We start from the raw sequence: 24,480 nt of genomic DNA, 5'->3' as shown, positions 1-24,480 counted from the left end.
GATGCCCGATTCCAACCCCGAAGCCATCCGCCAGCTGCTCAAGCCGGCCACCGTCCGCGAGCGCGCGCATGAGATGCTGCGGCTCGGCCTCGAAGGCAGGCTGGCGCATTTCAGCGTCCATCCCGAGCGGCTGCCGGCCTGTGCGGCCTATGTGCTGGAGACGATCCGGCTGAACTATCCGGCGCTGGACATTCCCTTCCATGCGCGCTGGCGGCATTTCGTCGTCGCCGGCATCGACCGCTGGAAGGTGCTCGACAGCGGCGCCCATTTCGCCGATGCTGGGGCACGCGGCCGCGCCGCCTACGATCTCGCCGTGGTCAGCGTCCTGCTCGATGCCGGCGCCGGCGCCGCCTGGCGTTATCGCGACGCCGTCAGCGGACAGAGCATCGGCCGCTCCGAAGGGCTGGCCCTCGCCTCGCTCGACATGTTCGCCGCCGGGGCCTTCTCCAGCGATCCCGGCGAGCCACTGCGCGTCGATGCCAATGCGCTGAAGCATCTCGACGCCGCGGCGCTCGCAAGCGGCTTCCAGGTCGCGCAGGCCAATCCCCTGGTCGGCCTCGAAGGCCGTGCCGCGCTGCTCAACCGGCTCGGCGAGGAGCTGGAGAGACATGGCCTCACCCGGCCGGGCGACCTGTTCGACCGCTTGGTCGAGGCGGCGGAGGGGCGCTCGATCCGCGCCGCCTACATCCTGTCGCAGGTGCTCGAAATCTTCGGCGGCATCTGGCCGTCGCGCCTGACCTATGCCGGCATTCCGCTCGGCGATACCTGGAAGCATCCGCTGATCGCCCCGGACGTGGTGACGCGGGGGCTCGTCCCGTTCCACAAGCTCTCGCAATGGCTGAGCTATTCCCTGATCGAGCCGCTGCAATGGGCCGGCATCCGGGTCGTCGGCGTCGACGACCTCACCGGCCTGCCGGAGTACCGCAATGGCGGGCTCTTTCTCGATCTCGGCGTGCTCGCGCTCAAGGACCCCGCCGATGCGGCGCGGGCTCACGAGGTCGGTTCCCAACTCGTCGTCGAATGGCGGGCGCTGACGGTCGCGCTGCTCGATCGGATCGGCGAGCTCGTGCGCGCCGAGCTCGGCCTCAGCGCCGAGCAATTGCCGCTCGCCAAGGTGCTGGAAGGCGGCACCTGGGCCGCCGGCCGGCGCATCGCCCGCGAGAAGCGCGAGGGTGGCGGTCCGCCCTTGACCATCGTCAGCGACGGCACCGTATTCTGAACACAACGACAAGGCGAAGGGGATCAGGACTGCATGACCAGGAGCGCTAACGGCGTCACCGTCGTCGACCACCCGCTGGTGCAGCACAAGCTGACGCTGATGCGCGAGAAGGACCGCTCGACCAAGAGCTTCCGCCAGCTGCTGAACGAGATCGGCATGCTGCTCTGCTACGAGGTCACGCGCGATCTGCCGACCGAGATGATCGAGATCGAGACGCCGCTGCAGAAATCCATGCAGCCGGTGATCTCCGGCAAGAAGCTGGTCTTCGCCCCGATCCTGCGCGCCGGCGTCGGCTTTCTCGACGGCATGCTGGAACTGGTGCCCGCCGCACGCGTCGCCCATATCGGCCTCTATCGCGACCCGGAAACCCTGCAGGCGGTCGAGTACTATTTCAAGGCGCCGTCCGACATCGCCGACCGCATGATCGTGGTGATGGACCCGATGCTGGCGACGGCGAACTCGGCGGTGGCGGCCGTCGACCGGCTGAAGGAGCGCGGCGCGAAGGATCTGCGCTTCGTCTGCCTGCTCGCCGCGCCGGAAGGCATCGCCCGCATGCGCGACGCCCATCCCGACGTGCGCATCTGGACGGCGGCGATCGACGAGCGCCTCAACGATCACGGCTATATCGTGCCCGGCCTCGGCGATGCCGGCGACCGGATGTTCGGCACGCGCTGACGCACCGCATTGCAGTTCTGGCGATATGCGCCTACCTTGAGGGCATATCGCCAGGAGATGTTCATGACGGCTCTGCGTGCCATCGAGGTCGTCGGCGGCCCCGAGGTGATCGGCGCTCCCGTCGAGACCAGCCTCGAATTGATCGCGGCCGTCCGCCGCGGTTTCCCGGTCGGGACGGTCGAGCACGTCATCGCCAGCGGCCGGATGACGCTGGCCGAGATCGACGAGGTTGTGCTGCCCCGCAAGACGCTGAGCCATCGCCGCAAGATCGGGACGCTGACCAGCGATCAGTCAGACCGCCTCGTGCGTGCCGCCCGCGTTATCGCCGAGGCAGAGGAAACCTTCGGCTCGCAGGAAAAGGCCGGCCGCTGGCTGCGCCGTCCGACCAGCGCGCTCGACGGCGAGAAGCCGCTGGCGCTGCTCGATACGGGCGAGGGTGCGAATGCGGTCGAGGCGCTGCTGGGGCGGATCGCGCACGGTATCGCCGTCTGATGAAAGCTTGGCGCGTCGCCCGCGCGCCCTTTGCCGATCTGACCGGCGAGGGCGCGCGCCTCTATGGTGGGCGCTGGAATTCGCCGGGGCGGGCGATGGTGTACACGGCCGAGAATCCGGCGCTCGCCATCCTCGAGGTCCGCGTCCATCTCGACCTCGAGCCCGATCTCGTCCCGGACGATTATGTGCTGATCGAGATGGCGCTGGGCGAAGCGCCGGCCTTGGTGCTCGAAACCGCACCCGATGACCGCGCCGCCTTCGGCGATGCCTGGCTCGCCCGGGCTGGGGAAGCGGTCCTGACGGTTCCGTCCTTCATCGCGCCGCGAAGCTTCAACTACCTCGTCAATCCAGCCCATCCCGGCGCCGGAGCGATCCGCATCGCCTCGACCCAACCCTTCGCCTTCGATCGGCGGCTTTGGTTGCCTCTGGCCGGCTGACGCGCAAAAAGAAGCCCGCCCCGTTCCCGGAGCGGGCCTTGCGATCCGGATGCTCGCTCAGGCCGCGATGGCGCGAGCGGCAAGCGGACCAGCCTTGGATCAGTCGATGATCTGCACCACGCGGCGGCTCTGCGGCTCGACCAGGACGGCGCGGTTGTTCACCACCGTGTAGCGATAGCCGCTGGCGCGCTCGCCGAACTCGGCCGGAACCTCGCGATAGACTACACCCTGCTGCGGCAGAACGGTGCCGACGACCACGGGCTCGGCATAGGTGTAGGACGGGACGCGCTGCTCGACCACATAGCTGCGGAAGCGCGGGGTGTTGTCGCCGATGATCCCGCCGGTCACGCCGCCGACCACCGCGCCGCCGACGCCGCCGACCACCGCGCCGACAGGCCCGCCGACGACGGCTCCGCCGACCGCGCCCGCCGTCGCACCGCCGACGATGCCGCTGGCCGCACCGCCCTGCGCACCCTCGGGATTCTGGGCGAAAGCCGCGGCGGGAACCACGGCGAGAGCCGTCACGAGAGCAAGTTTCTTGAGCATGTCCGTTCTCCTTCAGAGGGGATGACCTCGGGGAAGGAACGGATACGCGTCGGTCCCGGTTCCGCCCGGGCGGTCACGAGCTGTGAACGGTTGTGAACGAGCGTTACGGATTCAGTTGTCCGCGCAACGGGTTGGCCTCGATCACGAGCTCGACGCCGGCCGCCCTGAAATCGTGAATCTGCGTCCGTACCGGCGCCCGCGCGGGATTGTCGAACAGCTCGCTCACCGTCGCCTCCTCCGACAGGAAGAGGAAGTCGGCATGGCTGCCGCTCTCCGGATAGGCGTCGATCGCATGCCAGGTCCCGCGATGGAACATGATGCCCTCGCCGTCGAGGCGGAAGGCCCGCAAGGCCTCGGGCGCCGGCGGCGTTTCCGACGGCTCGGCGACCACGATGATCGCCGGCGGCCCGCCGAGCGGCTGGCGCGCTTCGGTGACGTGGAGATGCCGTTCGATCACGGCGACGGCGAGCGGCCGGGCGTGGTAGCGCACGATCTGCAGCCGCGGCCGGCTCTCGGCGGCGAAGGGCCGGATCCAGATGTCGTAGCCTTCCCGGCCCGCATCGCGCGCTCCCGCGGCGGACAGGAGATGACCGTAGGGGGCGAAGCTCTCGGCGGAGAGGGGCGAGACGGGCAGGACGACGCGGCGCATGCCGCATCCTAGATCACGCCGCTCCCGGACGGAATCGGCAAGCGGAGAGCATCAAAGAAAGCGGCGGGCCGACGGCCCGCCGTGCATGGCGAGGTGAAGGTTTCGCCGCTTACTGCTTCGCCGCGGCCGACAGGACGGGGGTGAGCTTGTCGGCGTCGCGCTTGATCAGGGCGCCGAAGCCTGCCGGCTTGCGGTCGGTCGCGCTCGGGATGGTCGCGCCGAGATCGAGCAGGCGCTTCTTGACGTTCTCGTCGTTCAGCGCCTTGTCGAGCGCGTCGACCAGCTTGTCGACCACCTCCTTCGGCGTGCCCTTCGGCGCGGCGATGCCGTTCCAGGCCTCGATCTGGTAGTCCGGCAGGCCGGCTTCCTTGGTGGTCGGAATGTCGGGCAGCGCCGGCGAGCGTTCGGCCGAGGCCACGGCGTAGGCCTTGATCGTGCCCGCCTTGATCTGCTCGGAGACGCTGACGATCTGGTCGCACATGAAGTCGATCTGGCCCGAGACCAGGTCGTTCAGCGCCGGGCCGGTGCCGCGATAGGCGACGGAGTTCAGCTTCGGAACGCCGAGTTGGCCCTTGAGCAGCGTGCAGGTCGTCCACGACACCGAGCCGACGCCGGCATGGGCCTCGTTCACCTTGTCGGGATTCGCCTTCACATAGGTGACGAACTCCTTGAGGTCCTTGGGCGCGAAGGCCTTCTTGGCGACGATCAGGATCGGGGTGCCGCCGGCGAGGCCGATCGGCTGCATGCCGTTGATCGGGTCGTATTTCAGCCCCGGATAGGTGGCGGGGGCCGCCGAGAAGGTGCCGAGGTGCCCCATCGCGATGGTGTAGCCGTCCGGCGCCGCCGTCAGGGCACGGGTGATCCCGGTGGTGCCGCCGGCGCCCGCGACGTTCTCGACCACGATCTGCTGGCCGAGCGTCTTCGACATGCTCTCGCTGACGATGCGGGCGATGATGTCGGTCGGTCCGCCGGCCGCGAAGGGCACGATCATGGTCACCGGCCGCTCGGGATATTTGGATTGGGCCTGCGCCGGCAGCGCCAAGGCGAGCGTCGCGGCGAGGCCGAGTACGAGCTTCTTCATAGGTGATCCTCCCTGATGCGATAGTCTGACGATGAGGGAACGGGGCTGGCTGGCAACCCCGTCATTCGGTGAACACCTCGTCGCGCTTCTTCGACATCGACGGCAGCAGCGCCACGACGAGAATCGCGACCGCGACCAGCAGCAGCCCCGCCGAGATCGGCCGCTCGATGAAGGTCATGAACGAGCCGCGCGAGATGATCAGCGCCTGGCGCAGCTTCTCCTCCATCAGCTTGCCGAGCACGAAGCCGAGCAGCATCGGCGCCGGCTCGAAGCCGAGCTTGATCAGGAGATAGCCGAACAGGCCGAACAGCGCTGTGAAGGCGACGTCGACGGGCTGGTTGTTCACCGAGTAGATGCCGATCGAGCAGAAGATCAGGATCGCCGGGAACATCAGCCGGTAGGGCACCTGCAGCAGCTTCACCCAGACGCCGACCAGCGGCAGGTTGATGATCAGTAGCATCAGGTTGCCGATCCACATCGAGGCGATCATGCCCCAGAACAGGTCGGGATTCTTGGTCATCACCTGCGGGCCGGGGATGATGCCGTGGATCGTCATCGCGCCGACCATCAGCGCCATCACCGCATTCGGCGGGATGCCGAGGGTGAGCAGCGGGATGAAGGCGGTCTGCGCGCCGGCGTTGTTGGCCGATTCAGGACCGGCCACGCCCTCGATCGCGCCCTTGCCGAAGCGCGAGGGATCCTTGGCGATCTTCTTCTCCAGCGTGTAGCTGGCGAAGGGGCCCAGCACCGCGCCGTTGCCGGGCAGGATGCCGAGCGTACCGCCGATGAAGGTGCCGCGCAGGCACGGCGCGATCGACTGCTTGATGTCGTTCCAGTCGGGCAGGAGACGGCCGATCTTGGCCTTGACGACGTCGCGTGCTTCCGGGTTCTCCAGATTGCGCAGCACTTCGGCGAAGCCGAACACGCCCATCGCCAGCACGGCGAAGTCGATGCCGTCCGAGAGCGGCGGGAAGCCGAAGGTCATGCGCTCCTGGCCGGTCTCGAGGTCGGTGCCGACGGTCGAGAGCAGGAGGCCGAGCATGATCATGCAGAAGGCCTTGAGGATCGAGCCGCGCGCCAGCACGACGGCGAAGCACAGGCCCATCACCATCAGCGAGAAATATTCGGCCGGGCCGAACAGCAAAGCGAGACGGGTCAGCGGCGCGCCGAGCGCGGCGATGATCACGGTCGCGACGCAGCCGGCGACGAAGGAGCCGATCGCCGCGGTGCCGAGCGCGACGCCGGCGCGGCCCTGCTTAGCCATCTGGTGGCCGTCGAGCGTGGTGACGACGGCGGTCGCCTCGCCGGGGATGTTGACCAGGATCGCCGTGGTCGAGCCGCCGTACTGGGCCCCGTAATAAATGCCGGCGAGCATGATCAGCGCGCCGACCGGGTCGAGCCCGAAGGTGATCGGCAGCAGCATCGCGATGGTGGCGACCGGGCCGACGCCGGGCAGCACGCCAATCAGCGTGCCGACGAGGCAGCCGACGAAGCAGAGCGCGACGTTCTTCAGCGTCAGAGCGACGCCGAAGCCCAGCGCGAGATGGGCGAACATTTCCGTCATGGATCAGATCCCGAGCAGCCAGGGCGCCAGCGGGATCGGAAGACCCAGCGCGTATTTGAACAGGAGGGCGCAGCCGATCGTCATCGCCGCGGCGAAGATCACGAGCTCCTTGAGCCTCACATCCGTCGCCGCGAGGCCGGAGACGATCACGACGAGCGGCCCGGAGACGAGCATGCCGAGCTGCGGCACCTTGAGCGGGCCGACATCGAAGCCGCGGATGGTCAGGCCGAAGACGACCGCCGCGCCGAGCACGAAGATGACGCCGCGCCAGGACCAGCCCGCGAGCCGCTCGCCATTGTAGCGCAGCGAGTTGAAGGCGAGCAGCGCCCCGAGACCGGCGCAGATCCAGGCGAAGGCCTTGGGCAGCATGCCGGGGCCGATCTGGCGCAGCGTTCCGGTCGAGAGGTCGCTCGACAGGAACAGCGCCAGCCCGGCCAGCGCGATCATGAACAGGCCGGCGGCCAGGTCCTGCGTCGAGCGGACGCGCCAGCCCTGCGCGGCCTCGATCTTGTTCAGACTCATCAACGTCCTCCGGCTCGGGTGATTGCTGTACGCATGGTGGGCTTCCTGCGTCCCGCGACGCTGAAGGGCAGGATGTTGCCCTCGTCGATCAGGGTCACGCTCTCGCGCAGGATTGCGAGGAAATCGTCGCGGGCGGCGAGCTTCTGATGCGGCCGCCAGGCGACGCCGACGAGCGCGCCGGGGGGCGGGGGGTCGAGCAGCGCGCCGCGCAGGCGCCGCATCGTGACGCCGGGAAAGCTCAGCCGCGACACCCAGTCCGGTGCCAGCGCCATGCCGAGACCGGCCGCGACCGCCGACATCATGGCCGGCTTCTCGGTCGCCTCGATGGTGACGTTCGGTACCGCGCCGACGCTCTCGAAATAGGCCATGACCAGATCATAGGCGAAGGGGCGGATGCGCTTCGACGGCACGACGAAGGGCTCGCCGACGAGGTCCTGCATGGTCAGGTATTCGCGCGCGGCGAGCGGATGGTTCTCGCTCAGCACCACGATCGGCCGCTCGACCCGCAGGATCTCGAAGGCACAGTCGGTCGGCTTGCGCGGCGGCCGCAGCAAGGCGAGGTCGAGCTTGCCGGCCTCCAGCATCTGCACCAGCGGCGCGGTCATCGCCTCGACGAACTTGATCTCGATGCCGGGATGGCGCGAGCGGAAGGTGACGAGAGCCTCCGGCACGAAGCTCGACGAGGCCGCGTCGATCGCCCCGACACGCAGGACCTTGCTCGACGCCAGGGAGGCCTCGCGCACCGCGCGGGAGGCGCGCTCCATCCTGACCAGGATCGCCTTGGCTTCCTCGAGCATGATCAGCCCGGCGCGGGTGAGGGCGACCTGCCGCGTGGTGCGGGTCAGCAGGCTGACGCCGAGCTCGTCCTCGAGCGCGCTGATCTGGCGGGAAAGGGCCGGTGGTGCGAGGCCGAGCCGCTCGGCCGCCCGGCCGAAGTGCAGCTCTTCCGCCACCGCGATGAAACATCGCAGCTGCCGCAAATCCATGGTTGTCGCGCTCCCCTCTGGCGTATCGTTTTTTGTGATATCATCCAGTCGTTTCGATGATGCCCTTTAGCGACAATCGCCGGTTTTGCGACCGTAGAGCAATTCATAATTTTTTGGCAACAAAGCTTCTCGCCGCGGATTCGGCGTCCGCAGGGGCGGGCTTCGCCATGGCGTCCTGTGCCCGGCCGCAAGCCCCGAGTCGACGGGCTGGGAGGGCGGGCCGGCCCGGGTCAGCCCGTCGGTGCGCCCGCCCGGCGCGCGCGCCGCAGCCCCGCGACGCGGCCGTCGATCAGGGCGAGGCCGGCGAAGATCGCCGCCATGCCGGCGAAATGGCGCGGCAGCAGGTCTTCGCCCAGCAGACCGGAGCCGAGCAGAATCGCGCTGACCGGGATCAGGAAGGTGACGAGCATGACATTGCTCGGGCCGGCAGACCGCATGATCCTGAAGAAGATGATGTAGGCGAGCGCGGTCGAGATCAGCGCCAAGCCGATCAGCGCGAGAACGGCCTGCTGGGAGGGGACCGGCAGTGTCCAGGGCGGGTTCAGCACGAAGACGATCGGCACGATCATCAGCGTCGAGGCGCTGAGCTGGCCCGTCGCGGTGACGAGCGGCGGCAGGCCGCGGAAGCGCCGGCCGAACAGGCCGGAGAAGGCGTAGGAGATCGCCGCGAGGACGCAGGCGAGCTGGGCGGCGAGATTGGAGCCGAGCCCGCCGATCGCGTCGGGGCCCATCAGGACGGCGACCCCGACGAGGCCGGCCAGCACGCCGCCCAGCTTCAGCCCCGTCGCCTTCTCGTCGGCGAAGCAGTGCATCACGAGCACGGAGAAGATCGGCGTTGTCGCGTTCAGGATCGAGGCGAGGCCGCTGGCGATCTGCTGCTGCCCCCAGAGGAACAGGCTGAACGGGATCAGATTGTTCAGGATGCCCATGCCGAAGAAGGCGAGCCAGAGGCTGCGCCCCACCGCCATCGAATGCCCGGTGATCCGCACCATCAGCAGCAGCGACAGGGCCGCCAGCCCGACGCGCACCTGCACCACGGCGAAGGGCGGCCATTCCGCCACCGTGAGCTTGTTGAAGAAGAACGAGCCGCCCCACAGGATCGAGAGGGCGACGAGCAGGAGCCATTCGATCGGGCCCATGCGCGGCGAGGCGGCGGAGATCGGCTGTGTCATGGCGGATCTGTCCTCGCAGGCCGGGTCATCCTGCGTCAGTAGGCAGCCGGGCGCGGCCCGGCCACCCGTTTCCCGCCCGGACGGCCTCAGGCCGGTTCGGCCTCGCGTGCCGCCCACATCGCCTTGAAGGCGGGGCGCTGATGCAGCTTGTCGAGCCAGGCCTTGACGTTCGGCGCGGCGTCGAAGAGCTGCGCCGCCGGCTTGGCGTAGCGGATGATCTCGGCGACGTTGATGTCGGCGACGGTGAAACGCCCGCCCATGACATAGCCGCCGCCTTCCGACAGCGCCTTGTCGAGCACCGCGAAGGGCGCAGCGAGCGCGGCCAGCGCCGCCGATACGAGAGCCGGATCGCGCTTCTCGGGCGGATAGGCGGCCAGATGGTAGGTCAGGTTGAGCGCATGGGTCTCGCATTCGGTCGCGGCCCAGAGCGACCACATCGCCGCCAATCCTTCCTCCTGTACGTTCTTCGGCGCGACCGGCCCGCCGTGCTTGCGGGCGAGATAGAGGTTGATCGCGAGCGACTCGTGCAGGACGAAGCCGTCATCGTCGATCGACGGGATATGACCGTTCGGGTTCACCTCGAGGAACGCGGCGCTGCGCGTATGCACCGGCGCGTCGGGCGCCTTCGGATCGGGCAGGCGGTAGGCCTGGATCACGGGCACATGCTTGAAGCTGAGGCCGAGCTCGTTGGCGAGCCAGACATTGCGCGTCGCGCGCGAGCGATAGCAGCCATAGATGGTGAGAGACATGGGCGTTTCCGGTCCTGGTCGAGGTAGACGATTCTTCTCTTCGTCATTCCGGCCGTAGCGTAGCGGAGCGCCGGAATCCATCGTAGAACTCGGCGGTCTTCGATGGCTCCCGGGTCTGCGCTTCGCTTGCCCCGAAATGACGGGGCCGGCTTCAGCCGAGCTGGCGCAAGGTCTCGCGGGCGATGATCAGCCGCTGGATCTCGGAAGTGCCTTCGTAGATCCGGGTGATGCGTGCATCGCGCGCATAGCGCTCGACCGGGAAATCGCGGCAGTAGCCGGCCCCGCCATGGATCTGGATCGCCGCGTCGGTGCAGCGATGCGCCGCCTCCGAGGCGAACAGCTTCGCCATCGAGGCCTCCTTGGCGAAGGGCTCGCCGCGACCCTTCTTCGCCGCCGCGTCGAGGATCAGGAGCCGCGCCGCGTGCAGGTCGAGCTCGCGGTCGGCGATCAGCCATTGCAGGCCCTGGAATTCGGTCAGAGCCTGGCCGAACTGTTTGCGCTCGCGGGCATAGGACTTGGCCGCGTCCATTGCGGCCCGGGCGATGCCGAGCGAGACGGCGGCGACGCCGATGCGCCCGCCGGCGAGTTCCCCGACCGCGACGCGGAAGCCGTCATTCTCCCTGCCCATCAGATTGGCGGCAGGGATGCGGGCGCCGTCGAAATGGATGGTGTTCGTCGCCGAGCCGGTCTGGCCCATCTTCTTCTCGGCTTTGCCGACGCTCACGCCCTCGGTGTCCGCCGGCACGAGAAAGGCCGATATGCCCTTGCCTTTGGGCGCGTCGGCATCGGTCACGCCCCAGACCACGAAGAGGCCGGCATATTCGCCCGAGGTGATGAAGATCTTCTGGCCGTCCAGGACGTATTCGTCGCCCTCGCGCCGGGCGCGCAGCTTTATGCCGGCGGGGTCGGAGCCCGCTCCGGCCTCGGTCAGGCAGAAGGCGCCGGCCGGATAGGTCCCGTCGGCCAGCTTCGGCAGATAGGTCGATTTCTGCGCCTCGTTGCCCACGGCCTGGATGACTTCGCCGACCATGTTGGTCACCGAGGTCGTCACGGCCGTCGAGGCGCAGGCGGCGGCGAGCTCCTCCAGCGCCAGCGCGAAGGCGACCGTGCCCGCTTCGGTTCCGCCGAACAGTCCCTTGACGTTGAGCGCCATGAAGCCGTTTTCGGCGAGCAGCTTGAGATTGGCGAGGAACTCCGGCCGGCCCTCGCCACGGTCGAGCCGCTCCGCCAATGGCGCCAGCCGCTCGGTGGCGAGCTTGCGCGCGCTCTCGCGGATGAGCTCTTCCTCCTCGGTCAGGGCGAAATGCATGGCGGCGGCTCGTTCGTCGGAACTGATGCCGGGACTCTAGAGCCTGCGCCGTTGGCCGCCAATGCGCGGCTTCGCCCGGCGCGTCGTGCGGATGCGAGGTGGCGGGGTTGACGAGCGCGGCGTCCGGGCGCATGTGCGCCCTCGTTCGCCGATCCGCGCTGCGGCCCGGATGGCGGCTCCACAGGAACCCACGAACCCCATGCCAAGCGACAGTCCCAGTCGACAGTCCTTGCCGTCCTCGGCTCGCCCGGGTGCCTGATCCTTGACCGGCAGGCTCGCTCCGGTCTGGCCGCATGACGGCCAAACCGAGAAGGAAAGCGAGCCATGAACGCCGCCGTCACCGCAATCCTGCCCGCCGCCGATCTTCCGGCCGAGGCCCTCGCCGCAACGCTTGCGCGCACGCATGTCGCCGATATCGTCGAGCGGCTGAACGAGCACGAGCCCGGCTATGCCGCGCGGGTGCTGCTCGACCTGCCGAGAGGCCGCGCCGTCGATGTGCTCGACCAGCCCGAATTGCGTGAGCCGGGCGCCGTGCTGAAGGCGCTGCCGCTCGATCGCGCCGTCGCCCTCATCCAGGGGATGTCGTCCGACCGGATCGCCGACATCTTCCGCAACGATTTCTCCGAGCCGGAGCGGCACCGCTTCGTCGCGCGGTTGGATGGCGAGACCAGGGCGGCGCTCGCCTCGCTGCTCGCCTATCCCGAGCACAGCGCCGGCGCGATCATGACGACCGAGTTCGTCAGCGTCCCGGCCGAGTGGACGGTGGCGCGGACGCTCGAGCATGTGCGCACCGTCGAGCGTACGCGCGAGACCGTCTATGCCATCTATGTGCTCGATCCCCTGACGCAGGCCTTGCAGCAGGCGGTCGGGCTGCGCCGGCTGATCTCGGGCGATCCCGATGCGCTCGTCGGCTCGGCGGCCGGCCGGCGCGAGCCGGTCAGCGTCGCGCCCGCGACCGATCGCGAGGAGGTGGCGCGGCTGATCGCCAAGTACAATCTGCTCGCGGTGCCGGTCGTCGACGACGCACGGCGCGTCCTCGGCATCGTCACCGTCGACGACGTCATCGACGCCATGATCGACGAGACCACCGAGGACGTCCAGAAGCTCGGCGGCATGGAGGCGCTGGGCGAGCCCTACCAGCAGATCGGCTTCCTCACCATGATCCGCAAGCGCGCCGGCTGGCTCAGCGTGCTGCTGATCGGCGAGATGCTGACCGCCTCGGTGATGCAGTATTTCGAGGGCGAGCTCGAAAAGGCGATCGTGCTGACGCTGTTCATCCCGCTGATCATGAGCTCCGGCGGCAATTCCGGCTCGCAGGCGACCTCGCTGATCATCCGGGCGCTGGCCCTGCGCGAGGTCCGGCTCGGCGACTGGTGGCGTGTCGCGCTGCGCGAACTGCCGACCGGTCTGACGCTCGGCGCCATCCTCGGCGCGATCGGTATCGTCCGCGTGGTGACCTGGCAGAAGCTCGGCCTCTACGATTACGGCGAGCACTGGCTGCTGGTCGCGGCGACGGTTGGCGCCGCCCTGGTCGGCATCGTCACCTTCGGTTCGCTGACCGGCTCGATGCTGCCCTTCGTCCTGACGCGGCTCGGCTTCGACCCGGCCAGCGCCTCGGCGCCCTTCGTCGCGACGCTGGTCGATGTCTCCGGCCTGGTGATCTATTTCAGCATCGCCGCGCTCATCCTGGGCGGCACGTTGCTGTAGATGGATCGCCGATCCGGCTCGTCCCGTCCCATGGCGGCCGGAGCCGAGCCGGTTCCGGTTCAGCTCGCCAGAACCCGCTGCGGCGGGAAGGTGACCTCCACCAGCGTGCCTTCCTTTTTGACGCTGGTGATGGTCAGCGCCGCGCGGTTGGCCTCGACCAGCGCCTTGGTCAGCGGCAGGCCGAGTCCCGTTCCGCCGGATCTGCGCGTCGTCGGCACCTGCCGGAACGGCTCCAGCGCCAGCTTGATCTCGTCGTCGTCCATGCCGATGCCGGTATCGCGCACCCGCAGGATCGCCTCGCCCTGGTCTCCGAGCGCTGTCGAGACGATCACCTGCCCGCCGGCATCGGTGAACTTCACAGCGTTGGAGAGCAGGTTGATCACGATCTGGCGCAGCGAGCGTTCGTCGGCGACGACCGGCGGCAGCTTCGGCGCCAGGCCCGAGCGCAGCACGACGCGGCCGCGCTGGGCCTCCGGCTGCAGCAGGTTGACCGCCGAAAGCGCGATCTCGTTCAGGCTGACGCTGACGAAGTCGAGGTCGAGCTTGCCGGCCTCGATCTTGGCGAGATCGAGCAGGTCGTTGACCAGGCTGATGACGTAGCCGCCGGACTGATGGATGTCGCGCAGGTATTCCTTGTAGCGCTCGTTGTCGATCGGGCCGAAGCGCTCCTCGGCCATCACCTCGGCGAAGCCGATGATGGCATTGAGCGGGGTGCGGATCTCATGGCTGATCTTGGCGAGCACGTCGGATTTCTGCGCGCTCGCCTTCTCGGCCGCCTTGCGCGCCTCGACCAGCTCGCCCTCGGTCTTCTTCCAGGCGGTGATGTCGCGCAGCACGGCGCAGAACTTGCTGTCCGGCCCCTCGGCGATGCGGCCCATGGTCATGAACAGCGGGATGCGCCCGCCCTGGCGCACGCGGCCGACGACCTCGCGGCCATCGTTCATCAGCGAGGCGACGCCTCCGCCGATCAGCCCGTCGAGATAGTCGAGCGCCGGCGAATGGCTTTCCGGCGCGAAGAGCAGGGTGAAGAGCTCGCCGGCGACCTCGCGCTGGTCGTAGCCGAACAGCGCCTCGGCGCTCTTGTTGAGCGACAGGATGCGCCCACGCCCGTCGACGGTGACGACGCCGTCGGTCGCGGTGTCGAGCATGGCGGCGAGTTCGGCGACGCGGGCCTCGTTCGCCTGGCCTTCCAGCCTCAGCAGCTCGATGCGCCCGGCGGCCTCTTCCTCCTCCGCCTCGAATTCGGCGGCGAGCTCCAGCTCCTCCGCCTCGTCCGGCGTCAGCCTCTTGAGGTCCCCGCCGGGCACGCTGTTGCGGAAGGCCATCAGCGTCGCGGGCTCGCCCTGCCAGCTCACGCTGGAGAGCCGGCCGTCGACGCTGATCAGCCCGCCCTTGCGATCGACCAGGATCATGGCGCCGTCGCTGTCGCGGCCGCTGCTCCTGATCAGCTTGCTGACTCCGCCCGCCGCGGCCAGATCGTCGAGATCGGCATAATCCAGCAGGTCGAGCAGGGTGCGGTTGGCGTAGAGCGCCGTCTCGTCGCGGTTGACCAGCACGGCGATCGGCAGCCGGTCGAGGATGTCGGCATGCGCGTTGGCGACGCGCGGCCGCTGTTCGGCGGGGGTGACCGGGGCGATCGCGGGAGCGGGAGCGGCCATGGCGGGCTCCGCCTTGCCGTCGCCGGCCGCCTTCTCGCGCACGCGCAGCGGGGCGGCGGCCGGCAGGCGCGGCTCGCCGGGCTCGCCCTCCTCGCCGGCGATGCGGGCGCCGAGCGCCTTGGCGATCTCGCGGAAGGCGCTGCGCTCCGCCGAGGAGAGCAGGGTCTTGGACGGCTCGAGCACCGGCCGGACGGCCGCCAGATGGCCGTTGCGCAGCGGCACGACATTGGCCGGCGGGGCCTTGGAAGGCGGCGGCTCGGCGACTTCCGGCGCATCGTCGCCGACGGGTGCCACCCGGGCCTCTTCGTCCGCGGCCGCCGGGGCGGCGGCCTCGCTCCGGGCAGCTTCCGCCGGCGCCGGGGCGTCCGCTTCGGCGCTGGCACCGCCGAAACCGGCCTCCGTGATATCGTCCGTCTCGGCCGCGGCAGTGTCGTCCGAAGCGCATACCGGTTCCGCGTCTTCCGCGACGATCGCCTCGGGTGATTCGCTGTCGACATCCGGCGCCGGCGCGACGGCCTTCTCGGGCCGCTCCCGCTCGGGAAACGCTTCGTTCGCGGGCGAGCGGGCGAGGCCGAAGCCGCGGAAGCCCGCGGGGTTGCGCTCGCCGTCGAACAGCGGGAAGCCCGAGAGCTCGACGCGGGCGCCTTCGCCGGCGCGAATCCGCCACAGCACGGCCCGCCCGCTCCAGGTCGAGGAGGTCGACAGGCGTTCGGCCAGGTCGCCGTCGAGGTCGAGGACGTCGCTCGCCAGCAGCGTGGACCAGTCGCGTCCCTTGGTCGCCTCGGCAGCATCCCGGCCGACGAGCTCGGCGAAATCCTGCGACAGGCCGATCAGCGTGCCGTCCGGGGCGCTCTCCCACAGGAAGCGCAGATTGGCACGGCGCTGACCGGCCGCGGCGGCCCGGAGATCGGCTTCGTCGGGCAGCGCCGCGGGGGCGGGCGAGGGGGCGGCTGCCGGCGCAGAGGATGCGGGCGGCTCCGCCTGCGGCACGGCGATGCCGAGGCGCCGCAGCTCGGCAGCCGTGACGCCGAGAGCCAGCGCCGGGCCGGCTTCGGTCTCGACCCGCCTGCAGGCGCAGGTCACGAGCCCGGCCAGAGACGGGCCGAGCCGCAATCTCTCGAGCCTGAGCCCGCTCGACGAGGCAAGGCCGCCGGCGAGCAGGCGCAGGCGCTCGCGCGTCGCCACGGGCAGCTTCGTCGCGCCGCCGAAGGCGCCGAGCAGCGCCCGGCCGCCCGCATTGGCGAAGACCGGTTCGCCGCCATCGCCCGTCCAGAGCAACAGGGCGCCGTCGCCCGAGAAGCCCGCAAGTGCGGGATCCTGCGTCAGCGCGCTGGCAACGCCGTTCCAGTCCTGCCCGGATTCGCTCATTCCGCTCCGCTCAACCTGCTGGCGACTCCAGCCCGCGCGAATATGCCTAACAAATCTTTAATAGCGGCGCGAGGAGGGTGAATCCATGCGGAACCCGGCCTCTCCCCTGACGTTTCGAAACAACGTTAATATGGGCACCGCCGCCCAGCCGGCGGCGCGTTGTCATTGCACTGCAATAGTGATATTGCAGTGCACAATCATGGCGTGGTGCCGGGGACGGCGAGCACGCCTCGGCCCGGTCGCAGGAGGACCCACCATGGACGGCAAGCTTCCCTACGAAGTTCCCACCGAGATGCGCGAGTTCGCCGAGAAGAGCGTCGACCAGGCCCGCAAGGCCTTCGACGGTTTCATCGGCGCGGCCCAGAAGGCGGTGGACAGCGCGCATGGCTCGGCTGAATCGGCCCGCGCCAATGTCCAGGACATGACCAGGAAGGCGATGACCTACGCCGAGACCAACATCGCGGCGGCCTTCGACCTCGCCGACAAGCTGGTCAAGTCCAAGGACATGAACGAGGTGCTCCAGCACCAGTCCGAGTTCCTGAAGGCGCAGGCCGCCGCGCTGCAGGCGCAGCTGAAGGAGATCGGCACGAGCGTGCAGGAAGCCGCCAAGAAGACGGCCGAGACCGCCGCCAAGGCGACCAAGCTGAAGTGAGGCCTTGAGCCCCGCGAGGGCGGAGCGGGCTTTCACGACGAGACGGCCGGATCGGCATGGGGACGCGCCGAGGTGAAGCCACCCCGGCCGGAGCTGGGCCGCCCGGCCTTGTCGATCGCGCAGGTTCGTCCTGCCGGAACCGTGAAGGAGAGATCCGATGGCGAAACAGACTACCCCCGGCAAGGCACCGATCAGCCTCGCGCCGGTCAAGGCGTTGAGCGAGCCGAAGCCGGTGGCGCCGGCGCTCCCGGCCAAGGCTCCGGAGGCCGGGCCCGTGGCGGAGGCCAAGCCCGCCATCGCCAAGCCGGTCTCGGTGCCTGCCGTCGCCAAGGTCGAGGCCAAGCCCGCGGTCGCCAGATCCGAGGCTCCCAAGCCCGTTGCGCCCAAGTCCGAGGCGCCCAAGACCGCCGCACCGCAGCCGGCAACCCGGCCGGAGGCGAAGATCGCGCCGGTCGCCGCCGCGCCGGCGCCGAAGCCCGCGATCGCCGCGGCGCCCGCCAAGCGCGTCGCCTCGCGCAAGGCCAGGATCGCCAAGCCGGCGCCCGCCAAGGTCGCCGCGCCGGCCGCCGCGAAGGCTGGTGTCGCCGAGGTCGCGATTGCCAGGCCGGGGCCGGTCGAGCCGGCGCCCGCCAAGGTCGAGCCGGTTGCGGTGAAGCCGGCCTCTCCGGCGGCAGCGCCTGCGCTCGCCGCTGCCAAGCCTGCTGCGGTTCGGTCGGCCGTCACCAAAGCTGTCGAGCCGCCGAAGCCGGCTGCGGCGTTCCCCGCCGCCTGGCTCGAGCCGACGCTGGCGCTGACGCGTACCTTCGGTGCGGTCCAGGCCAAGATGCTCGACCATGCCTGCGCCGAGCTCGAGGCGACGCTCGGCGAGATCGAGACGCTGGCGCGCACGAAAAGCGTCGCCGACGCGGTCGCGCTTCAGGCCAAGGCGTTCCGCCGCAGCTACGAATCCCTCGCCACCCATCTCGGCGAGCTCGCCGCGACGGCGCGCAGCGAATTGCCGCGCGGCTGATTCGGGGCCGGCGCGGTTTTCCGCGCTCCGGCCTGCATTTCGCCGTTGCATTCGGCGAGGCGTGGCACTAGGTTCCGCGCCGTCGCCGAGCCGCTTCCCAGCGCCGCGACATCGGCGCGAGCCGTGCAGCCATAGCTCAGTTGGTTAGAGCGCTAGATTGTGGATCTAGAGGTCCCCCGTTCGAGCCGGGGTGGCTGTACCATCTTTCCCCGTCGGTTCCGCGTTTCCCCGAGATTGCGCCCGCGCACCGCGTCGGCCTAGCCTGCCGCCCGACCGCGCGGCTTCGGCCCGCCAGCTTCGGGAGCCTCTCATGCCCAGCAAGATCGATCTCGTCAGCCCCGCCTCGCTCTCGCCGCCGACCGGCTATTCGCATGTCGCCATCGTCGAGGCGGCAAAGCAGGTGCATATCTCCGGCCAGGTGGCGTTCGATCCGATGGGCAAGGTGGTCGGCGAGGGCGATATCGCCGCCCAGGCCGAGCAGGTCTACGCCAACCTCGCCGCTGCCCTCGCTGCGGCCGGGACGGACTTCACCAAAGTGTTCAAGCTGGTGACCTATGTCGTCGGTCTCAGCACGGAGAAGGCGGTCGCGGTCCGCAAGGTGCGGATGAAGTATCTCGGCGACGGCCCGTTCCCCGCGAGCACCATGGTCGGCGTCACCGCCCTGGTCGATCCGCGCCTCCTGATCGAGATCGAGGCGATCGCCGCGTTGGACTGAAGGGCTTGCGGCCGGGCGCGCCGCTCGCCATATCTTGCTCACGCGGTTGGGTTCGCCTTTCGCGTGCGGGGTGCTGCGCAAGCGGGCTCCGGGAGATCCAGAGGCGCCTTTCAAAGGGCTTCGTGATGACGCGTCCGCCTAGCCTGTCGCATCCTTTCCTGCTCGGCTTCGATGATATCGAGCGGGCTCTCGACCGTGTCGCCAAGGGCGCCGGCGATGGCTATCCGCCCTACAATATCGAGCGCATGCCGCGCACGGACAACGAGCCCGACAAGCTCAGGATCACGCTCGCGGTGGCCGGATTCTCGCGCGACCAGCTCGAGATCACGCTGGAGGAAAACCAGCTGACCATCCGCGGCCGGCAGGTCGACGACAAGACGCGGCATTTCCTGCATCGCGGCATCGCCGCGCGGCAGTTCCAGCGCTCCTTCCTGCTCGCCGACGGCATGCAGGTCCTGGGCGCCGACCTCTCGAACGGGCTGCTCGCCATCGATCTGGCCCGTCCGGAACCGGAACGGCTCGTCCGGCGTATCGATATCATGAGCCGCGACTAGCGCGCTTTCCGTTCGATCGGACTCGATCGATCGAAAGGAATTCGCGCGGAACCAAAGTTGAGCATGTCCTGATCGCACAAGCGGGAACCACTTTGCGGAACATGCTCAGGCCCCTGAGGGCTGCAGAAGGTCGGTACGTGGGGCATGCGGTTTGCCTTCCGTTCATGATCAGGAGTCACAATCAAACCGCCTCGCACTGCTCTGAAGGAGGGCGCGATGACCGAGACCAGAACTACCCCTCTGACCACGGCCGAATTCGCCGCCCTCGGCAACGGCCAGGTCGCCTATCTCAAGCCGATCACCTCGGACGAGCTGGCGCGCATCTTCCCGCAGGCGCCGGAGATCGAGCCCGGCCTGCAGCTCTTCGCGTTGCTCGCGGCTGACGGCGCGCCGATCCTGGTGACCGATTCGCGCGAGGCCGCGACGGCAAATGCCTGGGAGCACGACCTGAAGATGGTCAGCCTGCACTAGGTCGCGCTGCCTTTGGACGATTTCGTCCAAAGGCAGACAACGTGATCGATTCTCATAGTTTAGAGCGTGCTCGGTGCGAAGAACCGTTGCCACTTTTTCGCAGCATGCTCTGATCCGGTTTCAGTCCGTCGCGGGTGCGATGCCCGCGACGGCCGCGATCAGGCGCTCGATGTCTTCGGGCGTCGACAGGCGGTGGTCGCCGTCCTTGATCAGCGTCAGCACGACCGGATCGTGCGGGAGATGCTCGACGAGCTTGAGCGCCTGCCCGTAAGGCACGTCGGGATCCTTCATCCCCTGCAGGATGTGGACGGGGCAGCCCGTGTCGAGCGAGTGCCCGAACAGGAGGTGGCGCCGGCCGTCCTCGATCAGCGCCCGCGTGATCGGCATCGGCTCGGGCGAGTATTCCGACGGCCTCTCCCAGACACCGTCCCGCATGATGGTTTCGCGGATCGCGTCCGGCATCCGGGCCCACATCAGCTCTTCGGTGAAGTCGACCGCGGGTGCGATCAGGACGAGGCCGGCCGGACGCCGCTGCGGCGCACTCGCGCGCAGGCGCAGCGTCGTCAGCAGCGCGACCCAGCCGCCCATCGACGAGCCGACCAGGACGGCGGGAGCGTGCGCATGGCTGGAAAGGACGGCCTGCGCATCCTCGAGCCAATGCGACATTGTCCAGCGCGCGAAATCGCCGCTCGATTCGCCGTGCCCGGCATAGTCGAAGCGGATGAAGGCCCGCCCCGTGCGTTCCGCCCAGGCGGCGAGGGCCTCGGCCTTGGTCGCGCGCATGTCCGAGCGCAGGCCGCCGAGCCAGACCACCGGGGGGCCCTTGCCGGCCTGTGCCAGCACGGCGATCTCGCGGCGCTCCGCGCCGGTGCCGACGGTCAGAAATTGCGGCTCGGGCCTCGTCACCTTAATCTCTCCTGTGATGAACCGGGCGCGGGCACCGATAGGTGCTGCAATCCCGCCCGATTTTGTGATCATCACGACCCGATAACACTGGCGAGTCGTCAAGCAGAAGGCCCTTTCGAGCGGTGAGCATCTCCCTGCGTTCCGGCGCGCATCTGTCCCTGCCTTCGACCGAGACGCATCCGCTTGCCGGGCGCACCGTGCTGCAGATCATCCCGGAACTGGAGGCCGGCGGCGCCGAGCGGACCGCGGTCGACATCGCCGCGGGGCTGACCGAGGTCGGCGCGCGGGCGCTGGTGGCGACCGAGGGCGGGCGGCTCGTCGCCGAGTTGCAGGCCAAGGGCGGCATCTGGCTGCCCTTCCCGGCGGCGGCCAAGAACCCGGTCTCGATGCTGCTGAACGTGCGCAGCTTCGCGCTGCTCTGCAAGCGCGAGCGGGTCGACCTCGTCCATGCCCGCTCCCGGGCACCGGCCTGGGTCGCGCTGGCAGCGACGCGGGCCTTGAAGCTGCCCTTCGTCACCACCTATCACGGCTCCTATAATGCCCGCTCGGCGGTGAAGAACCAGTACAATTCCGTGATGGCGCGCGGCGACGTCGTCATCGCCAATTCCGACTACACCGCCGACCTGATCCGCGCCCGGCACGGCTTCGCCCGCGACCGTATCCGCGTCGTCCACCGCGGCACCGATTTCTCCGCCTTTGCACCGGCCGCGGTGAGCCCGGACCGGGTCAGCGCCCTGCGCGGCGCCTGGGGCGTCGAGCCGCATCAGCGCATCGTGCTGCTGCCGGGCCGGCTCACCGGCTGGAAGGGCCAGAAGGTGCTGATCGAGGCGGCGCGCCAGCTTCGCGATGCCGGGGACGACGAGACGGCCTTCGTCCTGGCGGGCGATGCGCAGGGCCGCGACGGCTATGTCCGGGAGCTCGACGAGGCCATCGCCAGGGCCGGGCTCGAAGGCCGCGTCCGCCGCGTCGGCCATTGCAGCGACATGCCGGCCGCCTTCCTGGCGGCGGCCGTGGTCGCCGTGCCCTCGACCGAGCCCGAGGCTTTCGGCCGCGTCGCCGTCGAGGCGCAGGCCATGGGCACGCCGGTCGTCGTGTCCGATCTCGGCGCGGTGCCCGAAACCGTCCTCGCGCCGCCGCAGGTGGCGCCGCAGGAGCGCACCGGCTGGCGCGTGCCGCCCGCCGACGCGGCGGCGCTCGCCGATGCCCTGCGCGAGGCGCTGGCGCTCCGGCCGTCCGCCCGCGATGCGCTGGCGCGGCGCGCCAGGCTGCATGTCGAGCGCCATTTCTCGCTGGCCTCGATGGTCAACGACACGCTCGACGTCTATTGCGCCCTGCTCGGGCGCTGAACACCGTCTGATCCATTGACAACGCTTCGCGTTGTGCAATGTGTCTCACCAACGGCGCGAGGCGCGCCATACACAGGAGAATACAGCCATTCGTCGTCCCTTCCGTGCCGCTCCAGCCCCCGTCAAGGACGGTCCCCGCGCCAACCGCGACATTCGCGGCGTCCGCGACGTCCAGCTCATCGACGAGACCGGCGCCAACCGTGGCGTGGTGTCGTTCTTCGAGGCGCTCAAGATTGCCGAGGAAGCCGGCCTCGACCTGGTCGAGATCGCCCCCAATTCGCAGCCGCCCGTCTGCAAGATCCTCGACTATGGCCGCTTCCGCTTCCTCGAGCAGAAGAAGGCCGCCGAGGCGCGCAAGAAGCAGCGCACCATCGAGATCAAGGAGATCAAGCTTCGCCCCGGTATCGACAAGCACGATTACGAGGTGAAGATGAAGGCGATGCACGGCTTCTTCGAGGAAGGCGACAAGGTGAAGGTCACCTTGCGCTTCCGCGGCCGCGAAATGGCGCACCAGGACCTGGGCGTGAAGGTGCTGGAGCGCGTCAAGGCCGATACGGTCGAGGTCGCGAAGGTCGAGAGCGACTGGCAGCTCGAAGGCCGCCAGATGGTCATGGTGCTCGCGCCGAAATAGGCGGCGCGCCTCCTTCGAGGCGGCGTACCCGGGGCTGCTCTTACCGAAGCCCGGCCGAACCGGCCGGGCTTCGTCGTTTCAATGGCAGCCGGCCCTGGAATTAAAGCGAACCGGATTTCGGCGGGCGGTTTCGTCCGCGGCAATCATGGCCGGCGATAACCTCGTGCTCGGGCATAGGCCTGAGCCTGGTCGTCGGTAAGCAGGGTCTTCATCGACAGATGGAAATCCAGATGGCTTGCGCGAAGCCGGCCCTGGATGCCGGCAGCCTTCTCGGTGGCTGCTGCGATCGAAAGCGATGTCGCTCGCCCGTCCCGGAACAGGCGGTCGAGCTCGGTCTCGGCGGCAATCAGCTCTTCTCCCAGGCTGGCCGCCCGCGTTTTCATGGTGGCGAACAGCTCTTCCGTTCGCTGCCTTTGCTCCTGGGTCAGGCCGATCCGGTCGGCCAGTTCCAGCACATGGCTCGGCCCCGGATAGCCGTTCAGCTCGGCCGGCAAGGCGAGCGACAGTCCCCGCCCGGCCCGGAGGTCCTCGATCTGCTCGACAGACAGGGCTTTCACCGAGCGCTCCGCCAGGCCGGCATAGGACGAGGAGGCCCTGCCCGGCCCATGGCCTGCATGCTGTGCGAGTGCCGAACCCGCTGCGAGAGTGGCGACGACGGCGGCGAGGTGGCGGCGCATGACGGTTGACTCCTCCGAACCTCCGGGAGACTTGCCACTCCGCCCGGCTTGCCGACATGATAGCTATCATGTCGAGCCGATTGATCGCATTGCTGCTGGAGATGGGGGACAGCGAGCATCGCCTCGCAGCCGGCGAAAGCCTGTTTCGTGCCGGCGATTCCGTCTTCAGGATGTTCATCGTCACGGAGGGGATGGTCAGCCTCGTCCGGTACGGCGAAACCGGGAGGCGGCTGGTTCTGCAGCGCGCTGCGGCAGGAAGTCTTCTGGCCGAGGCGTCCTATTTCGGCACGGAATATCACTGCGACGCCGTGGCCTGCGAGCCGTCCAGCGTGATCGGAGTGAGCACGCGCAAGCTGAAGGCGGCAGAAGAGAGAATGCCGGATTTCATGCGCGAGCTGGCCGCGCATCTCGCTCGTGACGTTCAGCGCATGCGGGCATACGCCGAGATCCTGGCGCTCAAGACGGTCGCGCAAAAGCTCGATGCCTGGCTGCTGGCCAGTGGCGAGCGGCTCCCCGCGAAGGGAATGTGGGGTGGGCTGGCGGCACAGATCAACGTCGCTCCCGAGGCACTTTATCGGGAACTGGCTCGCCGCCGGCGCTGCGCGGGGCGGCCCGCTGGCCGGGAACGGTTCCGGGAGGGCTGTTGAACCATCCGCCGGGCCGGTTCCGTCGATCTGGCGGGACGCTGTCGGGCAGGGCCTATCGGCCCAGTAGCCGCTTGAGCTTGCGCACCGCGCTGTCCGGCGTGGTCAGTACCGGCTTGCCGGTCACAGCCGCGACCGCCGCCGCCGCCCGCGCCAGGCTGAACTGCGCCAGCGCGATCGCATCGCAATCGGCCAGCTCGGCCGCCGCCAGCGCCGCCAGCCGGTCGTGCTCGGCGCCGTCGCCGCGGTCGAGCGCTGCGAGCGCGCCTTCCGCCAGCTTCGGGATGAGCGTCAGCGATCCCGGGAACTCCGGCGGCATCGAGCGCAGTGTCGGCGCGAAGCTGGCGAGCAGGCCGATCCGGCCGCCGGCCGCCTCCGCCTCCTCGATCATCGCCTCGTTCGGCTTCAGCACCGGCAGTGGTGCGAGCGCATCCCGCACAGCCTCGATGCAGGGTCCGAAGGCCGAGCAGGTGCAGAGGATGCCGTCGGCGCCTGTCGACCGGGCATAGCCCGCCAGGCTCAGGAAGCGCCCGGTCATCGCCTCGGTGATCCGCCCGTCGCGGGAGAGGTCCGCCGAGAGGCTGTCGTCGAGCAGATTCATCAGCGTGGCCTGCGGCCACAGTCGCGCGAACGCCGCCTCGATCGGAGGCGGCGAATGGCGCAGCGCGTGAATCAGCGCGATCCGCATCAGTGCGCTTTCCGTTCGGCCGCACCCGGCCGAACGATCTGAATTCGTGCCAC

At 69.1% G+C, this 24,480-nt stretch carries 26 protein-coding genes and 1 tRNA gene; 14 read left to right on the top strand and 13 right to left on the bottom strand.

Annotated features, from left to right (window positions below; genetic code table 11):
• The first annotated feature begins 1 nt into the window (after nucleotide 1).
• The 4 genes from CS1GBM4_RS22295 to CS1GBM4_RS22280 all read left to right on the top strand — a co-directional run bounded on the left by CS1GBM4_RS22295 (nucleotide 2) and on the right by CS1GBM4_RS22280 (nucleotide 2,823).
• Entirely contained in the window at nucleotides 2-1,219 is a 1,218-nt protein-coding gene (locus CS1GBM4_RS22295) for a URC4/urg3 family protein (RefSeq protein ID WP_186420958.1), read from the top strand.
• 33 nt (nucleotides 1,220-1,252) lie between these two features.
• Nucleotides 1,253-1,894: a uracil phosphoribosyltransferase gene (gene upp / locus CS1GBM4_RS22290; protein ID WP_186420957.1), complete on the top strand. Its 642-nt coding sequence runs from the start codon at nucleotides 1,253-1,255 to the stop codon at nucleotides 1,892-1,894.
• Between the two features lie 63 nt (nucleotides 1,895-1,957).
• The gene (locus CS1GBM4_RS22285) at nucleotides 1,958-2,386 is read left to right on the top strand and encodes an antitoxin Xre/MbcA/ParS toxin-binding domain-containing protein (protein ID WP_186420956.1); all 429 of its coding nucleotides are present in this window, start codon (nucleotides 1,958-1,960) and stop codon (nucleotides 2,384-2,386) included.
• Nucleotides 2,386-2,823 (top strand): RES family NAD+ phosphorylase, encoded by a 438-nt coding sequence (locus CS1GBM4_RS22280; RefSeq protein WP_186420955.1) that lies wholly within the window; start codon nucleotides 2,386-2,388, stop codon nucleotides 2,821-2,823. Before CS1GBM4_RS22285 ends, CS1GBM4_RS22280 begins: the two co-directional genes overlap by 1 nt.
• A gap of 99 nt (nucleotides 2,824-2,922) precedes the next feature.
• Here CS1GBM4_RS22280 and CS1GBM4_RS22275 read toward each other — a convergent pair whose 3' ends face one another.
• The 9 genes from CS1GBM4_RS22275 to CS1GBM4_RS22235 form a co-directional block, all read right to left on the bottom strand.
• Complete coding sequence (locus CS1GBM4_RS22275) at nucleotides 2,923-3,369, bottom strand: DUF1236 domain-containing protein (protein WP_186420954.1); 447 nt, start codon at nucleotides 3,367-3,369, stop codon at nucleotides 2,923-2,925.
• A gap of 103 nt (nucleotides 3,370-3,472) precedes the next feature.
• The gene (locus CS1GBM4_RS22270) at nucleotides 3,473-4,018 is read right to left on the bottom strand and encodes an ureidoglycolate lyase (protein WP_186420953.1); all 546 of its coding nucleotides are present in this window, start codon (nucleotides 4,016-4,018) and stop codon (nucleotides 3,473-3,475) included.
• A gap of 109 nt (nucleotides 4,019-4,127) precedes the next feature.
• Nucleotides 4,128-5,099, bottom strand: coding sequence for a tripartite tricarboxylate transporter substrate-binding protein (locus CS1GBM4_RS22265; protein WP_186420952.1), 972 nt, complete (start codon nucleotides 5,097-5,099; stop codon nucleotides 4,128-4,130).
• A gap of 61 nt (nucleotides 5,100-5,160) precedes the next feature.
• The gene (locus CS1GBM4_RS22260) at nucleotides 5,161-6,663 is read right to left on the bottom strand and encodes a tripartite tricarboxylate transporter permease (protein ID WP_186420951.1); all 1,503 of its coding nucleotides are present in this window, start codon (nucleotides 6,661-6,663) and stop codon (nucleotides 5,161-5,163) included.
• A gap of 3 nt (nucleotides 6,664-6,666) precedes the next feature.
• The gene (locus CS1GBM4_RS22255; RefSeq protein WP_186420950.1) at nucleotides 6,667-7,185 is read right to left on the bottom strand and encodes a tripartite tricarboxylate transporter TctB family protein; all 519 of its coding nucleotides are present in this window, start codon (nucleotides 7,183-7,185) and stop codon (nucleotides 6,667-6,669) included.
• A complete protein-coding gene (locus CS1GBM4_RS22250; protein ID WP_186420949.1) occupies nucleotides 7,185-8,171 on the bottom strand; it encodes a LysR substrate-binding domain-containing protein in 987 nt (328 codons plus the stop codon). The genes CS1GBM4_RS22255 and CS1GBM4_RS22250 overlap by 1 nt, the downstream gene beginning before the upstream one ends.
• Nucleotides 8,172-8,401: 230 nt before the next feature.
• Nucleotides 8,402-9,343, bottom strand: coding sequence for a DMT family transporter (locus tag CS1GBM4_RS22245; RefSeq protein WP_244607354.1), 942 nt, complete (start codon nucleotides 9,341-9,343; stop codon nucleotides 8,402-8,404).
• 86 nt (nucleotides 9,344-9,429) lie between these two features.
• Nucleotides 9,430-10,092: a glutathione S-transferase family protein gene (locus tag CS1GBM4_RS22240; protein WP_186420948.1), complete on the bottom strand. Its 663-nt coding sequence runs from the start codon at nucleotides 10,090-10,092 to the stop codon at nucleotides 9,430-9,432.
• Between the two features lie 151 nt (nucleotides 10,093-10,243).
• Entirely contained in the window at nucleotides 10,244-11,401 is a 1,158-nt protein-coding gene (locus tag CS1GBM4_RS22235) for an acyl-CoA dehydrogenase family protein (protein WP_186420947.1), read from the bottom strand.
• 324 nt (nucleotides 11,402-11,725) lie between these two features.
• Between CS1GBM4_RS22235 and mgtE the strand changes: the two genes are divergently transcribed.
• The gene (mgtE, locus tag CS1GBM4_RS22230; RefSeq protein ID WP_186420946.1) at nucleotides 11,726-13,108 is read left to right on the top strand and encodes a magnesium transporter; all 1,383 of its coding nucleotides are present in this window, start codon (nucleotides 11,726-11,728) and stop codon (nucleotides 13,106-13,108) included.
• Between the two features lie 59 nt (nucleotides 13,109-13,167).
• Here the strand turns inward: mgtE and CS1GBM4_RS22225 are convergent, their stop codons facing one another.
• Nucleotides 13,168-16,134, bottom strand: a complete 2,967-nt coding sequence (locus CS1GBM4_RS22225; protein ID WP_186420945.1) for an ATP-binding protein — start codon at nucleotides 16,132-16,134, stop codon at nucleotides 13,168-13,170.
• A 256-nt stretch (nucleotides 16,135-16,390) separates the two neighbouring features.
• On the opposite strand from CS1GBM4_RS22225, the gene CS1GBM4_RS22220 reads away from it, so the two are divergent.
• From CS1GBM4_RS22220 to CS1GBM4_RS22195, 6 genes are all read left to right on the top strand, one after another.
• Nucleotides 16,391-16,786 carry a phasin gene (locus tag CS1GBM4_RS22220; RefSeq protein ID WP_186420944.1) on the top strand — a complete coding sequence of 132 codons (396 nt, stop codon included), beginning with the start codon at nucleotides 16,391-16,393 and terminating at the stop codon, nucleotides 16,784-16,786.
• Between the two features lie 157 nt (nucleotides 16,787-16,943).
• On the top strand, nucleotides 16,944-17,795 hold the full coding sequence (locus CS1GBM4_RS24800) for a phasin family protein (protein WP_186420943.1): 852 nt from the start codon (nucleotides 16,944-16,946) through the stop codon (nucleotides 17,793-17,795).
• Nucleotides 17,796-17,920: 125 nt separating this feature from the next.
• Nucleotides 17,921-17,997 (top strand) — tRNA-His (locus tag CS1GBM4_RS22210).
• Between the two features lie 108 nt (nucleotides 17,998-18,105).
• Entirely contained in the window at nucleotides 18,106-18,510 is a 405-nt protein-coding gene (locus tag CS1GBM4_RS22205) for a RidA family protein (protein ID WP_186420942.1), read from the top strand.
• Between the two features lie 125 nt (nucleotides 18,511-18,635).
• Nucleotides 18,636-19,064: an Hsp20 family protein gene (locus CS1GBM4_RS22200; protein ID WP_186420941.1), complete on the top strand. Its 429-nt coding sequence runs from the start codon at nucleotides 18,636-18,638 to the stop codon at nucleotides 19,062-19,064.
• A gap of 216 nt (nucleotides 19,065-19,280) precedes the next feature.
• Nucleotides 19,281-19,535 (top strand): DUF1150 domain-containing protein, encoded by a 255-nt coding sequence (locus CS1GBM4_RS22195; protein WP_186420940.1) that lies wholly within the window; start codon nucleotides 19,281-19,283, stop codon nucleotides 19,533-19,535.
• A gap of 120 nt (nucleotides 19,536-19,655) precedes the next feature.
• Here CS1GBM4_RS22195 and CS1GBM4_RS22190 read toward each other — a convergent pair whose 3' ends face one another.
• Nucleotides 19,656-20,441 (bottom strand): alpha/beta hydrolase, encoded by a 786-nt coding sequence (locus CS1GBM4_RS22190; protein WP_244607353.1) that lies wholly within the window; start codon nucleotides 20,439-20,441, stop codon nucleotides 19,656-19,658.
• Nucleotides 20,442-20,569: 128 nt separating this feature from the next.
• Between CS1GBM4_RS22190 and CS1GBM4_RS22185 the strand changes: the two genes are divergently transcribed.
• Together CS1GBM4_RS22185 and infC are read left to right on the top strand one after the other, a co-directional pair.
• Nucleotides 20,570-21,787, top strand: coding sequence for a glycosyltransferase family 4 protein (locus tag CS1GBM4_RS22185; protein WP_244607359.1), 1,218 nt, complete (start codon nucleotides 20,570-20,572; stop codon nucleotides 21,785-21,787).
• A gap of 88 nt (nucleotides 21,788-21,875) precedes the next feature.
• On the top strand, nucleotides 21,876-22,418 hold the full coding sequence (gene infC / locus CS1GBM4_RS22180) for a translation initiation factor IF-3 (RefSeq protein ID WP_186420987.1): 543 nt from the start codon (nucleotides 21,876-21,878) through the stop codon (nucleotides 22,416-22,418).
• Nucleotides 22,419-22,561: 143 nt separating this feature from the next.
• On the opposite strand, the gene CS1GBM4_RS22175 is transcribed toward infC, so the two are convergent.
• Nucleotides 22,562-23,095: a hypothetical protein gene (locus tag CS1GBM4_RS22175; RefSeq protein ID WP_186420938.1), complete on the bottom strand. Its 534-nt coding sequence runs from the start codon at nucleotides 23,093-23,095 to the stop codon at nucleotides 22,562-22,564.
• Nucleotides 23,096-23,163: 68 nt separating this feature from the next.
• On the opposite strand from CS1GBM4_RS22175, the gene CS1GBM4_RS22170 reads away from it, so the two are divergent.
• Nucleotides 23,164-23,742: a Crp/Fnr family transcriptional regulator gene (locus CS1GBM4_RS22170; RefSeq protein ID WP_186420937.1), complete on the top strand. Its 579-nt coding sequence runs from the start codon at nucleotides 23,164-23,166 to the stop codon at nucleotides 23,740-23,742.
• Nucleotides 23,743-23,794: 52 nt separating this feature from the next.
• On the opposite strand, the gene CS1GBM4_RS22165 is transcribed toward CS1GBM4_RS22170, so the two are convergent.
• Complete coding sequence (locus CS1GBM4_RS22165; RefSeq protein WP_186420936.1) at nucleotides 23,795-24,427, bottom strand: arylsulfatase; 633 nt, start codon at nucleotides 24,425-24,427, stop codon at nucleotides 23,795-23,797.
• Nucleotides 24,428-24,480: the final 53 nt, after the last annotated feature.

The sequence above is a fragment of the Allobosea sp. CS1GBMeth4 genome (assembly GCF_900185715.1).
Classification (GTDB): domain Bacteria; phylum Pseudomonadota; class Alphaproteobacteria; order Rhizobiales; family Beijerinckiaceae; genus Allobosea.
The sequence above is the reverse complement of the archived record's forward strand: the minus strand, read 5'-3'. Positions and strand labels throughout refer to the sequence as shown.

What these genes read in the sequence shown, in the direction of transcription:
- CS1GBM4_RS22245 (WP_244607354.1), bottom strand. Translation starts at nt 9,343, where the DNA reads ATGACACAGCCGATCTCCGCCGCCTCGCCGCGCATGGGCCCGATCGAA.
- CS1GBM4_RS22170 (WP_186420937.1), top strand. Translation starts at nt 23,164, where the DNA reads ATGTCGAGCCGATTGATCGCATTGCTGCTGGAGATGGGGGACAGCGAG.
- upp (WP_186420957.1), top strand. Translation starts at nt 1,253, where the DNA reads ATGACCAGGAGCGCTAACGGCGTCACCGTCGTCGACCACCCGCTGGTG.
- CS1GBM4_RS22225 (WP_186420945.1), bottom strand. Translation starts at nt 16,134, where the DNA reads ATGAGCGAATCCGGGCAGGACTGGAACGGCGTTGCCAGCGCGCTGACG.
- CS1GBM4_RS22295 (WP_186420958.1), top strand. Translation starts at nt 2, where the DNA reads ATGCCCGATTCCAACCCCGAAGCCATCCGCCAGCTGCTCAAGCCGGCC.
- CS1GBM4_RS22265 (WP_186420952.1), bottom strand. Translation starts at nt 5,099, where the DNA reads ATGAAGAAGCTCGTACTCGGCCTCGCCGCGACGCTCGCCTTGGCGCTG.
- CS1GBM4_RS22275 (WP_186420954.1), bottom strand. Translation starts at nt 3,369, where the DNA reads ATGCTCAAGAAACTTGCTCTCGTGACGGCTCTCGCCGTGGTTCCCGCC.
- CS1GBM4_RS22200 (WP_186420941.1), top strand. Translation starts at nt 18,636, where the DNA reads ATGACGCGTCCGCCTAGCCTGTCGCATCCTTTCCTGCTCGGCTTCGAT.
- CS1GBM4_RS22285 (WP_186420956.1), top strand. Translation starts at nt 1,958, where the DNA reads ATGACGGCTCTGCGTGCCATCGAGGTCGTCGGCGGCCCCGAGGTGATC.
- mgtE (WP_186420946.1), top strand. Translation starts at nt 11,726, where the DNA reads ATGAACGCCGCCGTCACCGCAATCCTGCCCGCCGCCGATCTTCCGGCC.
- CS1GBM4_RS24800 (WP_186420943.1), top strand. Translation starts at nt 16,944, where the DNA reads ATGGCGAAACAGACTACCCCCGGCAAGGCACCGATCAGCCTCGCGCCG.
- CS1GBM4_RS22235 (WP_186420947.1), bottom strand. Translation starts at nt 11,401, where the DNA reads ATGCATTTCGCCCTGACCGAGGAGGAAGAGCTCATCCGCGAGAGCGCG.
- CS1GBM4_RS22165 (WP_186420936.1), bottom strand. Translation starts at nt 24,427, where the DNA reads ATGCGGATCGCGCTGATTCACGCGCTGCGCCATTCGCCGCCTCCGATC.
- CS1GBM4_RS22240 (WP_186420948.1), bottom strand. Translation starts at nt 10,092, where the DNA reads ATGTCTCTCACCATCTATGGCTGCTATCGCTCGCGCGCGACGCGCAAT.
- CS1GBM4_RS22175 (WP_186420938.1), bottom strand. Translation starts at nt 23,095, where the DNA reads ATGCGCCGCCACCTCGCCGCCGTCGTCGCCACTCTCGCAGCGGGTTCG.
- CS1GBM4_RS22205 (WP_186420942.1), top strand. Translation starts at nt 18,106, where the DNA reads ATGCCCAGCAAGATCGATCTCGTCAGCCCCGCCTCGCTCTCGCCGCCG.
- CS1GBM4_RS22220 (WP_186420944.1), top strand. Translation starts at nt 16,391, where the DNA reads ATGGACGGCAAGCTTCCCTACGAAGTTCCCACCGAGATGCGCGAGTTC.
- CS1GBM4_RS22195 (WP_186420940.1), top strand. Translation starts at nt 19,281, where the DNA reads ATGACCGAGACCAGAACTACCCCTCTGACCACGGCCGAATTCGCCGCC.
- CS1GBM4_RS22270 (WP_186420953.1), bottom strand. Translation starts at nt 4,018, where the DNA reads ATGCGCCGCGTCGTCCTGCCCGTCTCGCCCCTCTCCGCCGAGAGCTTC.
- CS1GBM4_RS22260 (WP_186420951.1), bottom strand. Translation starts at nt 6,663, where the DNA reads ATGACGGAAATGTTCGCCCATCTCGCGCTGGGCTTCGGCGTCGCTCTG.
- CS1GBM4_RS22250 (WP_186420949.1), bottom strand. Translation starts at nt 8,171, where the DNA reads ATGGATTTGCGGCAGCTGCGATGTTTCATCGCGGTGGCGGAAGAGCTG.
- CS1GBM4_RS22255 (WP_186420950.1), bottom strand. Translation starts at nt 7,185, where the DNA reads ATGAGTCTGAACAAGATCGAGGCCGCGCAGGGCTGGCGCGTCCGCTCG.
- CS1GBM4_RS22280 (WP_186420955.1), top strand. Translation starts at nt 2,386, where the DNA reads ATGAAAGCTTGGCGCGTCGCCCGCGCGCCCTTTGCCGATCTGACCGGC.